Source organism: Methylobacterium sp. 142-1Y, from assembly GCF_057747795.1.
Genome location: NZ_CM173224.1, coordinates 3,264,348 through 3,279,258 on the forward strand (window position 1 = coordinate 3,264,348; position 14,911 = coordinate 3,279,258).

Consider the following 14,911-nt stretch of genomic DNA (forward strand, 5'->3'; position numbering starts at 1 on the left):
CGTCGCCGAGGCAGGGCCATCCCGCTCGATGCGCCTCACATTCCCGCATCGAGCACGCTACGGAACACCGCGCCGTAATGGCAGGCAGCGGCCGCCAGCACGAAGCCGTGCCAGATCGCGTTCTGGAACGGCAATTGCCGCCAGACGTGAAAAATCACCCCGAGGGAATAGAGCAGGCCGCCGGCGGCGAGCAGCCACAGGGCCGGGGGCGACAGGGCGGCGATGACCGACTCGTAGGCCATGATGCCGCTCCAGCCGAGCGCCAGGTAGAGCGCGATGGCCAGCCGGTCGAAGCGGCCCGGCAGGGTCAGCTTCACGATCGCGCCCGCCGCCGCCACGAGCCAGATCCCGGCGAGCAGGCCGAAGGCGAAGCTGTCGGTGCCGACGAGGGTGACGAGCGGCGTGTAGGTGCCGGCGATCATCAGGAAGATGGTGGCATGGTCGGCCCGGCGCAGGCGCCATTTCAGCCGGCCGACCGGGCACATGTTGTAGGCGGCGGAGGTGCCGAGCATCGCAACGAGGCCGGCGGCGTAGATCGCGACCGACGCCGTCTCGGCGGGGCTGAGCTTCGACAGGACGGCGCCGATCGTCAGCGCCAGGGCACCGATCACGCCGAGGCTGACCCCGACCACGTGGACGACGCCGTCGGCCAGCAACTCGCGCGGCGTGTAGGTCCAGACGAGGCTCAGGGGCCGGCCGTCGGGGGCGAAGCGTGCATTCAAGGCTGGGGACGGGGTCAGGGATTGCTCCTGCACGGGCATCGGGCCTCCGCTCCTCGACGACGGGAGACGGCCTCCCTATCGGTCGAGGTTAAAGCGCAAGCATGAACGTGGGACGAACGTTCCCGCGACACTCAGGCCGCCCGCAGCGCCGCCGCAGGCGCGCGGTCCTCCTTGGGCATCCGGCAGAGCCGGGCATGGGCGCTCGCCATGCCGAGAACCAGCATGGCGGCGACCTGATGGGCGAGGCCCGCCCAGAGCGGCACCACCAGGAGCAGGGTGACGATGCCGAGGCTCGCCTGCGCGGCGACGAGGCCGGCGAGGGCCGTGGCGCGCCGTGCCGCGCCGGTGCCGGGCGCCCTGCGCCGCGCGTCGACGGCATGGAGAACGGCAAGGATCAGGAGCGCGTAGGCGGTCAGCCGGTGGTTGAACTGCACCAGGGTGACGTTGTCGACGAAGTTCTCGATCCAGGGCGTGCCGGAGAACAGTCCCGTGGGGACGAGGCTGCCATCCATCAGCGGCCAGGTGTTGTAGGTCAGCCCCGCCTTGGAGCCCGCGACGAGGCCGCCGAGCGCGATCTGCACCAGCACCAGGCCCATCATGGCGAGGGCCGTCCGCGCGAGCCGCGCCGGCACGACCGCGTCGCGCCTGCGGTCGAGCCCGGCGGCGAGCCAGACCAGGCCGGCATAGATCGCGCTCGCCAGCGTCAGGTGCAGGGCGAGCTTGACCGGGGCCACCGCGGTCATGCCCGGCTGCAAGCCCGACGCCACCATGATCCAGCCCACCGCGCCTTGGAGCCCCCCGAGCACGCCGAGGCCGAGAAGACTGAGACCGAGGCGCCGGTCGAGCTGGCCGCGCCACCAGAAGAACACGAGCGGCAGGAAGAACGCGAAGCCGATGAGCCGTCCGAGGAGCCGGTGGCCCCATTCCCAGCCGTAGATGAACTGGAACTCGGACAGGGTCATGCCCTGGTTGAGCAGCGTGTATTGCGGCGTTGCCTGGTACTTGGCGAATTCCTCGGCCCAGGCTTGCCCTGAGAGCGGCGGGATCGCGCCGGTGACCGGCTTCCACTCGGTGATCGACAGGCCGGAGCCGGTCAGCCGGGTCGCGCCGCCGACCGCCACCATCGCCACCACCAGGGCGGCCATGACGAAGAGCCAGGTCCGCACGGCGCGGCGGGACCGGGGCGCGGCGGCGACGGGCGCCGTGGCGGGGGCGAGGCTGAGGGTCGAGGTGCTGCTCATGCGCGCCCGCTTAGCGGCGGGAGCGGGTTGCGTGCAACGCCCTGCGGTGCCGCACCGGCCTTTCCGGCCGGCATCCCTGGTGCCCTGCCGCCGGCAGGGCGTCCGGCGCATGAACGCCGGCGCCCATTCGGGCTTGCCTCAGCGCCGAGCGGCGCTGCGGGGGTCACTCCTCCGGCCGCGCCAGAACGCCGCCGCTGATCGCCTGGCCCACCCCGGTGGTCGACGGGAAGGTGATCGGCAGGCCCTCCACCGAGCGCACCGCCAGATAGGCGAAGGCCTGGGCCTCCAGGAAGGCGGAGGACCAGCCGATCGCATCCGCCGTCGTGATCTCGGCGCGCAGGTGGTAATTGAGCTGGCGCAGCAGCTCTCCGTTGCGGGCGCCGCCGCCGGCGACGATCCAGCGGGTCGGCGCCTCGACGGCGTGGTCGAGGGCGCGGGCGACCGCCCGGGCGGTGAAGGCGGTGAGCGTCGCGGCGCCGTCCTCGGTCGAGAGCTGGCCGGCGAGCTTGTGCGAGAACCAGTTGCGGTCGAGCGACTTCGGCGGCTTGCGCGAGAAGAACGGGTGGATCAGCAGCCAGGCCAGCAGCGGCTCGTCGGGCCGCCCGCGGGCGGCGGTGCGGCCGTTGTCGTCGAGCGCGTGCCCGGTGCGCTCGCGCATCCAGTCGTCGATCAGCGCGTTGCCGGGCCCGGTATCGAAGGCGAGGATCCGGCCGTCGCGGGCGATCAGCGTCGCATTGGCCACCCCGCCGATGTTGAGGATGCCGAGGCTGTCGGTGAAGCCCGAGGCCTGGGCGAGCGCCCGGTGGAAAACCGGCACCAGCGGCGCCCCCTGCCCGCCCGCCTCGATATCGGCGTGGCGCAGATCCGACACCACCTTGATGCCCAGCCGACGGCTGAGCGCTTGCCCGTCGCCGATCTGCACGCTCATCTTCTGGTCGGGCCGATGCACCACGGTCTGGCCGTGGAAGCCGATCACGTCGATGTCGGCAGCGGTCAGGCCGTTCTCGGCGAGGAAATTCTCGACCGCCTCGGCATGGAGGCGGGTCACCAGATCCTCGGCCTCCCTCAAGCAGCCCGGGCGCTCGCTGCGCTCGGTCACGGCCTCGGAATCGACGAGAGCCTGGCGCAGCAGCGCCCGGTCGTCGTCGGAATAGGCGCGGTAGCCGGTGGGGCCGAGCGGCTCGAGATAGCCGTTGGGGCTGCGCTCGACCCGGATCGTCTCGCCGTCGGTCTCGATCGACGCGACATCGACGCCGTCGAGGGAGGTGCCGCTCATCAGCCCGATCGCGCGCCGCATCGTCATCCCGAATCGCCCCCGTGCCTTTCGGGGCCGGCACTGCTATGCACCGACCCGTTCCGCTTCCGACGGAGCTAGCATGGCGGCACCGCGCTGTCGCGGCCGCCGCCCATCACGAGACCGATCGAGAGTACCATGGCCGCGCCCACCGACTTCGCGCCGCGTTCCGACTTCCTCCGCGTCCTCATCGAGCGCGGCTACGTCCATCAATGCTCCGATTTCGCGGGCGTGGACGAGGCCGCCCGCGAGGGCCGGCTGACGGCCTATGTCGGCTACGATTGCACGGCGCCGTCGCTGCATATCGGCCACCTGCTCTCGATCATGATGCTGCACTGGCTCCAGGCGACCGGCGGCAAGCCGGTGGCGCTGATGGGCGGCGGCACGACGCGCGTCGGCGACCCGTCGGGCCGCGACGAGACCCGCAAGATCCTGACGCTGGACCAGATCGAGGCCAACAAGACCGAGATCGGCAAGACCTTCTCGCGCTTCCTCGATTTCGGCGCCGGTCCGAACGCCGCGCTGATGGCCGACAACGCCGAGTGGCTGACGACGCTCAACTACATCGAGATGCTGCGCGACATCGGCCGGCACTTTTCGGTCAACCGGATGCTGTCGATGGACAGCGTGCGGCTGCGGCTGGAGCGCGACCAGGAGCTGTCGTTCCTGGAATTCAACTACATGATCCTGCAGGCCTACGACTTCGCCGAGCTGAACCGCCGCTACGGCGTGACGCTGCAGATGGGCGGCTCGGACCAGTGGGGCAACATCGTCACCGGCATCGATCTCGGCCGGCGCCTCGGCACGCCGCAGCTCCACGCCCTGACCTGCCCGCTGATGACGACAGCGTCCGGCGCCAAGATGGGCAAGACGGCCTCCGGCGCGGTCTGGCTCAACCCGGACATGCTGAGCCCGTACGAGTACTGGCAGTTCTGGCGCAACACCGAGGATGCCGATGTCGGCCGCTTCCTGCGCCTGTTCACCCTGATGCCGCTCGACGAGGTCGCCCGGCTCGAAGAGCTCGGGGGCCAGGAGATCAACGAGGCCAAGAAGGTGCTCGCCACCGAGGCGACCGCCCTGCTGCACGGCCGCGAGGCGGCGGAGAGTGCAGCCGAGACGGCGCGGCGCACCTTCGAGGAGGGGGCGCTCGCCCAGAGCCTGCCGACCGTCGAGGTATCGCGCGCGGTCATCGAAGCCGGGCTCGGCGTGCTCTCGGCCTTCGGGCCGGACCATGCCAGCCTGGTGCCCTCGACCAGCGAAGCGCGCCGGCAGGTGAAGAGCGGCGGCCTCAAGATCAACGATACGCCCGTCACCGACGAGCGCGCGGTGATCGGCGCGAGCGACGTGACGCCGGAGGGCGTGGTGAAGCTGTCCTTCGGGCGCAAGAAGCACGTGTTGTTGCGGGTGGTGTAGGAGCCAGTTTGATCGGTCTCTACAGATCTTAAAATCACCGAGTCATTCCGGGGCCGCGCAGCGGAGCCCGGAATCCAGAACCGCTGATCGTTCAGAAAAAGGCGGATCGCGTTCCGCTTTGTCCTTGTACACCTGCAGTTCTGGATTCCGGGCTCCGCTGCGCGGCCCCGGAATGACGAGGAGAGTTTGAGATTTGTAGAAGCTAATCAAACAGGCTTTCAGCCCTCGGCGACACGAACCTCCCCCCGCCCGCTCCGCCTTGCCACCGCCAAGGCCGCCCCGCCGACCAGCCCCGCCGCCGCGATCATCCCGATATGCAGCCACATCGGATCCGCCGCGACGACGCTGCCCTTGGCCTGCCGGTCGAACCGGCCATGGGCGCCGTGATCGTGGTGGGCATCGACCGGGTCGTACAGGTTGTCGGGCCGCCCGGGCGCGGCCGGCTCGTCGGTCATCTCGCCCCGATAGCCGTGCCGGGCGAGGTAATGGTCGCTGAAAGCCGGGGCGGCTTGCGCGCCCAGGATCGCGAGCCACGACGGGGTGCCGATCCAGAGCTCGCGCGGCGCGTCGTGGGCGGCGCGCACGATCTCCTCGGCGATCGCCTCGGGCTGGAAGATCGGCGGCACCGGCTGGAGGCGGCGCGGCAGGCGCGAGCGGGCCCAGTCGAATTGCGGCGTGTTCACCGCCGGTAGCTGCACCATGGTGAGGCGGATACCGCTGCGGTGATGCAGCAACTCGGTGCGCAGGCTGTCGACGAAGCCGCGCACCGCCGACTTGGCGGCGCAATAGGCCGATTGCAGCGGGATCGACCGGTAAGCCAAAGCCGAGCCGACATGCACGATGGTGCCGCGATCCGATGCCTGCATGTGGCGCAGGGCCGCCAGCGTGCCGTGGACCTGGCCGAGATAGGTGACCTCGGTGACGCGCCGGAACTCGTCCGGGCTCATCTGCGCGACCTCGGCATAGACCGTCACCATGGCGTTGTTGACCCAGACGTCGATGCCGCCGAACTCCTCGGCGAACGCATCCGCCGCCCGGTCGACCGCCCGCGGATCGGCGACGTCGGCCCGGTAGCCCAGCGCCCGGCCCCCGACCGCCCGCACCTCGTCGACCGCGGCGGCGATGCCCGCCCGGCCCCGGGCCACGATGCCGACATTCCAGCCCCGGCGCCCGAAGGCGACCGCGACCGCGCGCCCGACCCCGGCGCTGCCGCCGGTCACCACCACGGTGGGGCGCGTTGTTCCGCTCATTCGACTGCTCCTCGCGACACTTGCGTCAGCTCCCACAACGCGCGCCGGGCCGTTCGGGTGCAGTGCGCTCCAACAGGGAAAGGTGCCGGATCGGCGGGCAGGCTGCCCGTTCTTATGTCTATACACAAAGGTCCGGCGACGGTACGAAAGGCCCGAGGCTTGGCAGGTGGGCTTTTGCAGGCGAGCGGGAGAGAGCGATGAAGGCGGTTGCCGCAGGTTTGGTGGTCGCGGCCGCGCTGGCCGGTCAGGCCGCCGCGCAGGAGACCAAGGTCACCGTCGGCCTGTCAGGCTGGACCGGCTTCGCCCCCCTGACGCTCGCCAAGGAAGCCGGCATCTTCAAGAAGAACGGCCTCGACGTTTCGCTCAAGAAGATTCCGCAGGCGAGTCGCCACCTCGCGATCCGCTCCGGCGACGTGCAATGCGCCGCCACCACGGTCGAGACCTGGGTGGTGTGGAACGCCAACGGCGTGCCGACGAAGCAGATCTTCCAGCTCGACAAGTCCTATGGCGCCGACGGCCTGGCCGTGCGCAACGACGTGTCCTCGATCAAGGACCTGAAGGGCAAGACGGTGGCGGCCTCGGTGCCCGGCACCGCACCGTACTTTGGCCTCGCCTGGATCCTCAAGGCCAACGGCCTGTCGCTCAAGGACGTGAAGGTCGTCAACCTGGAGCCGGGCCCGGCGGCGCAGGCCTTCATCGCCGGCCAGAACGACGCCGCGATGACCTACGAGCCCTATCTGTCGTCGGTGCGCGCGGCGCCGCAGGCCGGCAAGATCATCGCCACCACCCTCGACTACCCGATGGTGATGGACACCTTCGGCTGCACACCAGAATTCCTCGACCAGAACCCGAAGGCCGCCAAGGCGCTCGCCGACAGCTACTTCGAGGCGCTCGACATGATCGCCAAGGACCCGCAAAAGTCCTACGAGATCATGGGCGCCGACGTGAAGCAAACGGCTGAGGCCTTCGGCAAGTCGGCCCAGTTCCTGCGCTGGCAGGACCGGGCCGCCAACAAGGCGTTCTTTAACGGCGAGCACCAGAAGTTCTCCGAGCAGGCGGCCGACCTGCTGCTCGAGATCGGCGTGATCCGGCAGAAGCCGGACATCGCCGCCCTCGCCGACCCGCGCTTCGTGCAATGACCGGCTTGCGCCCGCTGCAACCGGTCGGCGGCCCGGCGAAGGTTCTGCTGGGTGTCAGCTTCTTCGTGCTGTTCGTGGCGGCCTGGGCCGCCGCGACCCTCGGGGGGCTGGTCCCCAAAACCTTCCTGGCCGATCCGATCACCATGGTCCAGGACGGCTGGCTGCTGCTCACCCGATTCGACTTTATGTCCGACATCGGCATCACCGTGTGGCGGGTGCTCGGGGGCTTCGTGCTCGCCGCCCTGATCGCCGTGCCGCTCGGCGTGATGATGGGGGCCTACAAGCCGGTCGAGGCGTTCTTCGAGCCTTTCGTCTCCTTCGCCCGCTACCTGCCGGCCTCGGCCTTCGTGCCGCTCCTGATCCTGTGGGCCGGCATCGGCGAGACGCAGAAGCTGCTCGTCATCTTCATCGGCTCGGTGTTCCAGCTGATCCTGATGATCGCGGTCGCGGTGGGCCAGGTCCGGCGCGATCTCGTCGAGGCGGCCTACACGCTGGGAGCGGGTGACGCCGGCATCATCCGCCGGGTGCTGCTGCCGGCCACCGCCCCCGAGATCGCCGAGATCCTGCGCCTCGTGCTCGGCTGGGCCTGGACCTACGTCATCGTCGCCGAGCTGATCGGCTCCTCGTCCGGCATCGGCCACATGATCATCGAGAGCCAGGCCCTGCTCGCCACCGGGCAGATCATCTTCGGCATCATCGTCATCGGGCTGATCGGCCTCGTCTCGGACTTCCTGTTCAAGGCGGCCAACCGGCTCCTGTTTCCCTGGAAGCTCGCCTGATGCGGGACTCTATCGAGGTCGCGGTCGAAGGCGTGGCGCGGGTCTTCCCCGGCATCCGCGGCGCCAAGCCCGTCCAGGCCCTCAAGCCCACCGATCTCACGGTCGCCAAGAACGACTTCATCACCACCCTGGGCCCGTCCGGGTGCGGGAAGTCGACGCTGCTGCGCATCATCGCCGGGCTCGACCGGCCGAGCGCCGGCCGCGTCCTGGTGGAAGGGCGCGAGGTACGCGGGCCCGGCCCCGACCGGGGCATGGTGTTCCAGTCCTACACCCTGTTCCCGTGGCTCACCGTGGCCGAGAATATCGGCTTCGGCCTGCGCGAGCGCGGCGTGCCGGTGCCTCAGCGCCGCGAGATCGTCGCGTCCTATATCGACAAGGTGGGCTTGCGCGGCTTCGAGGGGCATTACCCCAAGCAGCTCTCCGGCGGCATGCAGCAGCGCACCGCCATCGCCCGGGCGCTCGCCAACGATCCCGCCATCCTGCTCCTCGACGAGCCGTTCGGGGCGCTCGACAACCAGACCCGCGGTCTGATGCAGGAATTGCTGCTCGGCATCTGGGAGCGCGAGCGCAAGACCGTGATCTTCGTCACCCACGACATCGAGGAGGCGATCTTCATGGCTTCGCGGGTGATCGTGATGACGGCCCGCCCCGGGCGGATCAAGGCCGACGTCCCGGTCGATCTCGGCCATCCGCGCCACTACACGGTGAAGACCAGCCCCGAATTCTCGCGGCTGAAGGCGCAGCTCACCGAGGAGATCCGGGCGGAGGCGGTGCTGGCGGCCCAGGAGCATTGAGGACGGTCCGGGCGATGCGGTTCGGGCTCCCGCCTCACCCCGGGAACCTGTTCGGATCAGCCGGCCGAATTGAAGCCCTCCGGGTCATGCCGGGACTGCGAAAGCGGAACCCGGGATCCGGAACCGCTGACGGTTCAGGATGAAGCGGAACGCTGGCGCGCAAGCTCGACGGCGCTGCGGCTTCCAGGGTATGTCCTGACGATGAACGGAATCGTGGTGGTCGGCGCCGGTCAGGCCGGCTTTCAGCTCGGGGCCTCCCTGCGGGAGAGCGGCTATGCCGGCCCGGTGACCCTCGTCGGCGAGGAGCCGGGCCTGCCCTACGGTCGGCCGCCCCTGTCGAAGGCCTACATGCTCGGCAAGACCGATGCGCCGGGCCTGTCCTTGCGACCGGAGGCCTATTTCGCCGCGCACCGCCTGATCGTGCGCGCGGGCGAGCGGGCGGTCGCGATCGACCGGGCGGCGCGACGCCTGCGCCTCGCCTCCGGAGAGGCACTCGCTTACGACCACCTCGTCCTCGCGACCGGCTCGCGCAACCGGCCGCTGCCGGTGCCCGGCGCCGGTCTGGCCGGCGTCTACCAGCTGCGCACGCTTGCCGAGGCCGATGCCCTCAAGGCGGCGCTCGCCGGGGCTCGCGCGGTCGCGGTGGTGGGAGCCGGGTTCATCGGGCTCGAATTCGCGGCGATCTGCGCCCAGAAAGGGATTTCCATCACGGTGATCGAGGGGCTGGACCGTCCCCTCGGCCGCTCGGTCTCGTCCACCATGGCGGCGCTGATCGAGGCCTCGCATGTCGCGTCCGGCACGCGCTTCCTGTTCGGCAGCGCGGTTGCCGGGCTGGTCGGGCCGGACCGCGTCCGCGCGGTGGCGCTGGCGGATGGGCGCGAGGTCGCGGCAGATCTCGTCCTCGTCGGCATCGGCGTGCTGCCCAACGACGATCTGGCGAAGGCGGCGGCCTTGAGGGTCGAGAACGGGATCGCCGTCGACGCGATGCTGGCGACCGCGGATCCGGCGATCTCGGCGATCGGCGACTGCGCCAGCTTCCCCTCAGTCCACGCCGACGGCGCCCGGGTGCGGATCGAATCGGTTCAGAACGCCGTCGACGGCGCCCGCTGCGTCGCCACGCGCCTCACCGGCCGGCCCGCCGCCTTCACGGCGGTGCCGTGGTTCTGGAGCGACCAGGGGCCGCTCAAGCTGCAGATCGCCGGCCTGTGCCAGCCGCACGACCTCGCCGTGCGCCGGGGCGACCCCGAACAAGGGGGCGTCTCGGTGTTCTGCTACCGGGGCGGGCGCCTCGCCGGGGTCGAATCGCTCAACCGTCCGGCCGATCACATGATCGCCCGCCGCCTGCTCCAGGCGGGACGGAGCCCGATGCCCGACCAGGCGGCGGATCCCGGCTTCGATATCAAGGCGCTAGCGCTCTCATGAAATTTGTTAGCGTATAAGTTTGTCCGTTAGTTAAATTCAGATTTTGGCTGGTATCAATGGATATAATTTATTTACAGAGCGTAGGTCTTGGCTTGGATGTCCTTATTATCTATGGTAACTATAATATTCAATTTTGAGTTCTTGATATATACATTAAATAAATTGCTATTCATAATAATCAGTCCGCTGAAAATTTATCGATGGCAGGCGAATCGCAATGTCGCATGCATTAGCTTACGCGGTCGTCAAAATATATTCTTGTTTTTATAAAATAACAAGTTTGTAGCCTGGCGCGTCTAATCGGTGCGCCAGGCTACGTTTAAATATTTCTTTATGCAATAAAATATTCTAGCAATAAATTTCTCCGTAATTATCGCAGCAAGTGCTCAAGCCTCTCAGCGATCGTTCTCGGTGGTGAGTTCGCTCGGGTGGATCCCCTTGTCCGGTGCATCGTCCGCACGCAGCCGGGCGTCCGGATACGCCCCGTCGGTTAGTTCCACCCCCGCGGCGACGACGGCGCCCCGGATCGCACCCCGCTGCTCGGCGGAGGGCGGGTAGCGGCCGGCCTCGAACTGGCGGATGCTCTCCGCATCGACGTTGGCGCGCAGGGCCAGATCGTCCTCGGACCAGCCCAGCAGCTCCCGTGCCCGGCGCAGCTGCGCCGCCGTGATGTCGTCTGCACCGTTCACTGACGCTCGTCCCCCTTGCTCTGGGTGCCTGATCCACGCCGCGGCCGTCGCCGCGCCATCCTGGCTAACGGCGAGGCCCCGCTTTCGTTGCCACACCGACAAGCTTTCGCGAGTCCTGCCATATTACGGCCAAGCTCGCCGCATATTTGCAACAGTCGTCGGCAAGATGCCGATGCGGGGCGTCCACGCCTGCCGCCAGGGTTGCGGGCGCGGGGTGCCCTCTCTACGGTCCGCCGCAACACGACAAGACGAATGGGGAATGCGATGAAGGCGATGCAGGTTGCGCTGGCCGCCGGTGCCGTCGCGCTGTTGGCGTCGGCGACGCAGGCTTCGGCGCAGAACATGCTGGGCTACGGCCAGAAGAACCGGGACAAGGCCAACGCGCCGCAATACATCCCGCCGATGAAGGCCCAGGAAAAGATCTTCCCGCTCGATTCGACCTGGACGGCGGTGAGCCTCAACGGCAAACCCTTCGCCGGGGTCGAGCGGCCGAGCTTCATCATCGACAAGCAGTACCGCGCCCGCGGCTTCGGCGGCTGCAACACCTTTGCGGCGACCGCCTTCCCGCTCAAGGAGCAGCACCTGGCGGTCGGTCCGCTGGCGCTGACCAAGCGCAACTGCGACAAGGCGGTCGGTGCCTCGGAGATGCAGTTCTTCACCGCTTTGCGCACCTCGGGCCAATGGGACATCGTCGGCTCGCAGCTGGTGATCAAGAGCCAGGCCGGCGAGTTGCGCTTCGACCGCGCACTCTGAAGGCTTGCGCGCCCTCGTCATCATCCTTTCGCAGCATGCCAGGACGGCCCCGCCCCTCGGCGGGGCCGTTCGCGTATGTGCGCGACCGGGAGAAACGATTTACCGCCGCGCTCCAGTGCTTTAAGGCGCTCTCTCGTCCAGCGCGACGGTCCGGGCCCCCGCCCGCGCCGCCGCGCGGCCCAACGAGAAGAGCGGATTGCGAGGAGGAACCCGGATGCGGTCGATGTCGAGGAGGGTGCTGCTGGCGGCGGCGTTGCTGGGCGGCAGCCTGCTGGGAGGAAACCTGGCCGGCGCGCAGGCGCAGGACAAGACGCCGGTGAAGCTCGGTGCGATCGAGATCCTGACCGGGCCGAACAGCCGCTACGGGATCGCGATCCAGCGCGGCTTCGACCTCGCGCTCGCCGACATCAACAAGGCCGGCGGCGTGCTCGGCGGCCGCCCGCTCGCCCTCGTCTACGAGGATTCGGCCGGCGCCAAGGAGCAGGCGCTCAACGCCGCCCGCAAGCTCATCGGCCGTGACAAGGTTCCGCTGATCCTCGGCCCCACCCTGTCGAACGAGATGTTCGCCGCCGGCCCCGTCGCCAACGAGCGCAAGGTGCCGATCGTCGGCACCTCGACCACCGCCAACGGCATCACGGCGATCGGCCCTTACGTCTTCCGCACCTCGCTGCCGGAATCCGACGTCATCCCGGTCACGCTCAAGACCGCCAAGGACAAGTTCGGCATCAAGCGCGTCGCCGTGATGTACGGCAACGACGACGCCTTCACCAAGTCGGCCTACGACGTGATGAAGGCGTCGCTGGAAAAACTCGGCATCGAGACCCTGACGACCGAGACCTTCGGCGCGAAGGATTCGGACTTTTCCGCCCAGCTCACCAAGATCAAGGCGCTGAACCCGGACGCGATCGTGTTGTCGGCGCTGGTCGAGGCGGCCTCGGGCATCGAGTTGCAGGCGCGCCAGCTCGGCATCCCCGACAAGGTGTTCTTCATCGGCGGCAACGGCCTGAACTCGCCCAAGCTCGGCGACATCGCCGGCAAGGCCGCGGACGGCACGCTGGTCGGCAGCCCGTGGTTCATCGGCAAGCCGGACGCCGCCAACCAGGCCTTCGTCAACGCCTTCAAGGACAAGTACGGCGGCGACCTGCCCGACCAGTTCGCGGCCCAGGCCTTCGATACCCTGCACATCGTCGCCAAGGCGATCGATGCGGCCGGCGCGCCCGATTCGGAAAAAATCAAGGATGCGCTGATCAAGGTGAAGTACACCGGCGTGATGGGCCCGTTCGCTTTCTCCGAGACCCGCGACCCGGCGGATACCTCCGGCGTGGTGGTGCTGGTGATGAAGGGCGGCAAATTCCAGCTGTTGCAGTAGCGACGTCTGGACGTGATGCACCTCCCCTCCCCCTTGTGGGGAGGGGCCGGGGGTGGGGGAGGTGCCGCGTAAAGCTCATCGGTGCCCCCTGCACCAACCCCCACTCCTAACCCCTCCCCGCAACTTGCAGCGATACCGGGCAAGCCCGGGATCGCCTGGGGAGGGGAAGGTACCCTTTTCTGAAATAGCTCCGGCAACCCCCACCGATTGACCCGCCGCACATTATCGGCCACGTCGCATCCCCATCATCCTGTTCGGCCCTGAGGCCGGGCCGCAGCGGGCGCCGGGCGCCCTACCGAAATTCTTCAGCCCCCATGCTTGAGCAGCAGCTCGTCAACGGCGTCGTGCTCGGCGCGACCTACGCCCTCTTCGCCATCGGCTTCACGCTGATGTTCGGGGTGATGGGCGTCATCAACCTCACCTACGGGGTGTACTTCGCGCTGGGGGCCTTCGCGGCGCTCTGGAGCACGCAAGCGCTCGGCCTGCCGATCTGGGCGGCGCTGCCGGTCGGCGCGCTGGTCGCCGGCCTGATCGCGGTCCTCCTCGACACGCTGCTCCTCACCCGCCTGCGCAAGGCGAAGGCGCCCGAGCTCGCCTCGCTGATGGTGACGCTGGGGGCCACGCTGTTCCTCTATGCCGGCATGGCGGCGGCGCTCGGCACCGAGATCCGGCGCTTTCCGGCGGAAGTGTTTTCGGGCGGCGCCTACAGCCTCGGCGACGTGCGGGTCGGGACCACGCAGATCCTGATCCTCGCCGCGGCGATCGTCCTAATGCTGGCGCTGCTGGCTTTGGTGCGCGGCTCGCGGATCGGGCTCGCCATCCGGGCGGTGGCCGAGAACCCGGACGCCGCGGCGCTCATGGGCATCAACGGCGCCCTGATGCTGCGGGTGGTGTCGTTCCTGTCCGGCGCCATCGGCGGCGCGGCGGGGGTGCTCGTCGGGCTCAACTTCAACGCCATCCAGCCCTTCATGGGCGAGCACATGATGCTGCGGGGCTTCGCGGTCATCATCGTCGGCGGTCTCGGCGACCTGCGCGGCGCGCTGCTGGCCGGTCTGCTGCTCGGCCTCGCCGAGGTGCTCACCGCCGCCTACCTCTCCTCGACCCTCAAGGACATGATCGCCTTCGCGCTCCTCGTCGCCACCCTGTGGTTCCGTCCGCTCGGCCTGTTCGGCCGCGCCGCCGCCAAGCGGGCCTGAAGACCATGTGGGACGCCCTCGACGACTTCTACTGGACCTACCAGAGCCTGATCCATGGGATCGGGGTGAACGGCATCCTGGCCCTGTCGGTCTACGTGGTGCTGGCGGTGGGCCAGCTCTCCCTCGGCCAGGCCGCCTTCATGGGTGTCGGCGCTTATACCGGCGCCCTTCTCTCGGTGAAGTTCGGCACGCCCTTCGCCGTGTCGATGCTGGCCTCGGCCGCCGTACCGGCCCTGCTGGCGCTGGTCGTCGGCGGGCCGACGCTCCGGCTCACCGGCGTCTATCTCGCCATCGCGACGATTGGGCTCGGCGAGATCACCCGCATCGTATTCCTGAACTGGGATTATGCCGGCGGCGCGCTCGGCCTCTCCAGCATCCCGGAGCGCGGCGGCGTGCCGGCGATCTACGGCACCCTGGCGGTGCTGCTGATCGGCCTGACGCTGGTGGCGCGCTCCCGCGTCGGCCGCGCCATGGAGGCGATGCGCGAGGACGAGGCCGCGGCCGGCGTGATGGGGGTGAACCTGCCGCGCTATCGGCTCGTGGCCCTCGTCGTGTCGTCGGCCATGGCCGGGGTGGCGGGCTGCCTCTCGGCCCATGTCTCGTCGTTCATCGGCCCGAACGAGTACGGCTTCGAGGCCGCGGTGACGATCCTGAGCTACGCGCTCCTCGGCGGCATCGGCTCGCCGCTGGCACCGGTGCTCGGCTCGACCATCCTGACCCTGCTGCCGGAGGTGCTGCGGCCGCTCGCCGATTTCCGCCTGATGGTGAACGGCCTGATCATCGTGCTCGCCGTCCTGTTCATGCCGCGGGGCATCCTGCCCTGGCGCATCGCCCGGACCGGCTGACGACC

The 14,911-nt window shown here is 68.8% G+C and carries 14 protein-coding genes; 9 read left to right on the forward strand and 5 right to left on the reverse strand.

The window, feature by feature from the left end; all coding sequences use genetic code 11:
* Positions 1 to 35: 35 nt before the first annotated feature.
* The 3 genes from trhA to AC3AOF_RS14840 all read right to left on the reverse strand — a co-directional run bounded on the left by trhA (position 36) and on the right by AC3AOF_RS14840 (position 3,266).
* Positions 36 to 761 carry a PAQR family membrane homeostasis protein TrhA gene (trhA, locus tag AC3AOF_RS14830; protein ID WP_236990088.1) on the reverse strand — a complete coding sequence of 242 codons (726 nt, stop codon included), beginning with the start codon at positions 759 to 761 and terminating at the stop codon, positions 36 to 38.
* 92 nt (positions 762 to 853) lie between these two features.
* Entirely contained in the window at positions 854 to 1,963 is a 1,110-nt protein-coding gene (locus AC3AOF_RS14835) for a COX15/CtaA family protein (RefSeq protein WP_488348935.1), read from the reverse strand.
* A gap of 163 nt (positions 1,964 to 2,126) precedes the next feature.
* On the reverse strand, positions 2,127 to 3,266 hold the full coding sequence (locus tag AC3AOF_RS14840) for an anhydro-N-acetylmuramic acid kinase (protein ID WP_488348936.1): 1,140 nt from the start codon (positions 3,264 to 3,266) through the stop codon (positions 2,127 to 2,129).
* A 129-nt stretch (positions 3,267 to 3,395) separates the two neighbouring features.
* On the opposite strand from AC3AOF_RS14840, the gene tyrS reads away from it, so the two are divergent.
* Positions 3,396 to 4,670: a tyrosine--tRNA ligase gene (tyrS, locus tag AC3AOF_RS14845; RefSeq protein ID WP_488348937.1), complete on the forward strand. Its 1,275-nt coding sequence runs from the start codon at positions 3,396 to 3,398 to the stop codon at positions 4,668 to 4,670.
* Between the two features lie 218 nt (positions 4,671 to 4,888).
* Here tyrS and AC3AOF_RS14850 read toward each other — a convergent pair whose 3' ends face one another.
* A complete protein-coding gene (locus AC3AOF_RS14850; protein WP_488348938.1) occupies positions 4,889 to 5,920 on the reverse strand; it encodes an SDR family oxidoreductase in 1,032 nt (343 codons plus the stop codon).
* Between the two features lie 197 nt (positions 5,921 to 6,117).
* Between AC3AOF_RS14850 and AC3AOF_RS14855 the strand changes: the two genes are divergently transcribed.
* The 4 genes from AC3AOF_RS14855 (at position 6,118) to AC3AOF_RS14870 (ending at position 10,054) form a co-directional block, all read left to right on the forward strand.
* A complete protein-coding gene (locus tag AC3AOF_RS14855) occupies positions 6,118 to 7,059 on the forward strand; it encodes an ABC transporter substrate-binding protein (RefSeq protein ID WP_488348939.1) in 942 nt (313 codons plus the stop codon).
* A 5-nt stretch (positions 7,060 to 7,064) separates the two neighbouring features.
* Positions 7,065 to 7,838: an ABC transporter permease gene (locus AC3AOF_RS14860; RefSeq protein WP_488348996.1), complete on the forward strand. Its 774-nt coding sequence runs from the start codon at positions 7,065 to 7,067 to the stop codon at positions 7,836 to 7,838.
* Positions 7,838 to 8,632 carry an ABC transporter ATP-binding protein gene (locus AC3AOF_RS14865; protein ID WP_488348940.1) on the forward strand — a complete coding sequence of 265 codons (795 nt, stop codon included), beginning with the start codon at positions 7,838 to 7,840 and terminating at the stop codon, positions 8,630 to 8,632. Before AC3AOF_RS14860 ends, AC3AOF_RS14865 begins: the two co-directional genes overlap by 1 nt.
* Before the next feature lie 201 nt (positions 8,633 to 8,833).
* Positions 8,834 to 10,054: an NAD(P)/FAD-dependent oxidoreductase gene (locus AC3AOF_RS14870; RefSeq protein WP_488345745.1), complete on the forward strand. Its 1,221-nt coding sequence runs from the start codon at positions 8,834 to 8,836 to the stop codon at positions 10,052 to 10,054.
* 395 nt (positions 10,055 to 10,449) lie between these two features.
* Here the strand turns inward: AC3AOF_RS14870 and AC3AOF_RS14875 are convergent, their stop codons facing one another.
* The gene (locus AC3AOF_RS14875; RefSeq protein ID WP_236990079.1) at positions 10,450 to 10,743 is read right to left on the reverse strand and encodes a helix-turn-helix domain-containing protein; all 294 of its coding nucleotides are present in this window, start codon (positions 10,741 to 10,743) and stop codon (positions 10,450 to 10,452) included.
* A gap of 264 nt (positions 10,744 to 11,007) precedes the next feature.
* Between AC3AOF_RS14875 and AC3AOF_RS14880 the strand changes: the two genes are divergently transcribed.
* The 4 genes from AC3AOF_RS14880 (at position 11,008) to AC3AOF_RS14895 (ending at position 14,906) form a co-directional block, all read left to right on the forward strand.
* A complete protein-coding gene (locus AC3AOF_RS14880) occupies positions 11,008 to 11,496 on the forward strand; it encodes an META domain-containing protein (protein ID WP_236992783.1) in 489 nt (162 codons plus the stop codon).
* Positions 11,497 to 11,710: 214 nt separating this feature from the next.
* Positions 11,711 to 12,865, forward strand: a complete 1,155-nt coding sequence (locus AC3AOF_RS14885) for an ABC transporter substrate-binding protein (protein WP_488345746.1) — start codon at positions 11,711 to 11,713, stop codon at positions 12,863 to 12,865.
* A gap of 314 nt (positions 12,866 to 13,179) precedes the next feature.
* Positions 13,180 to 14,061 carry a branched-chain amino acid ABC transporter permease gene (locus AC3AOF_RS14890; protein ID WP_488345747.1) on the forward strand — a complete coding sequence of 294 codons (882 nt, stop codon included), beginning with the start codon at positions 13,180 to 13,182 and terminating at the stop codon, positions 14,059 to 14,061.
* A 5-nt stretch (positions 14,062 to 14,066) separates the two neighbouring features.
* Complete coding sequence (locus tag AC3AOF_RS14895) at positions 14,067 to 14,906, forward strand: branched-chain amino acid ABC transporter permease (RefSeq protein WP_488345748.1); 840 nt, start codon at positions 14,067 to 14,069, stop codon at positions 14,904 to 14,906.
* Positions 14,907 to 14,911 lie beyond the last annotated feature (5 nt).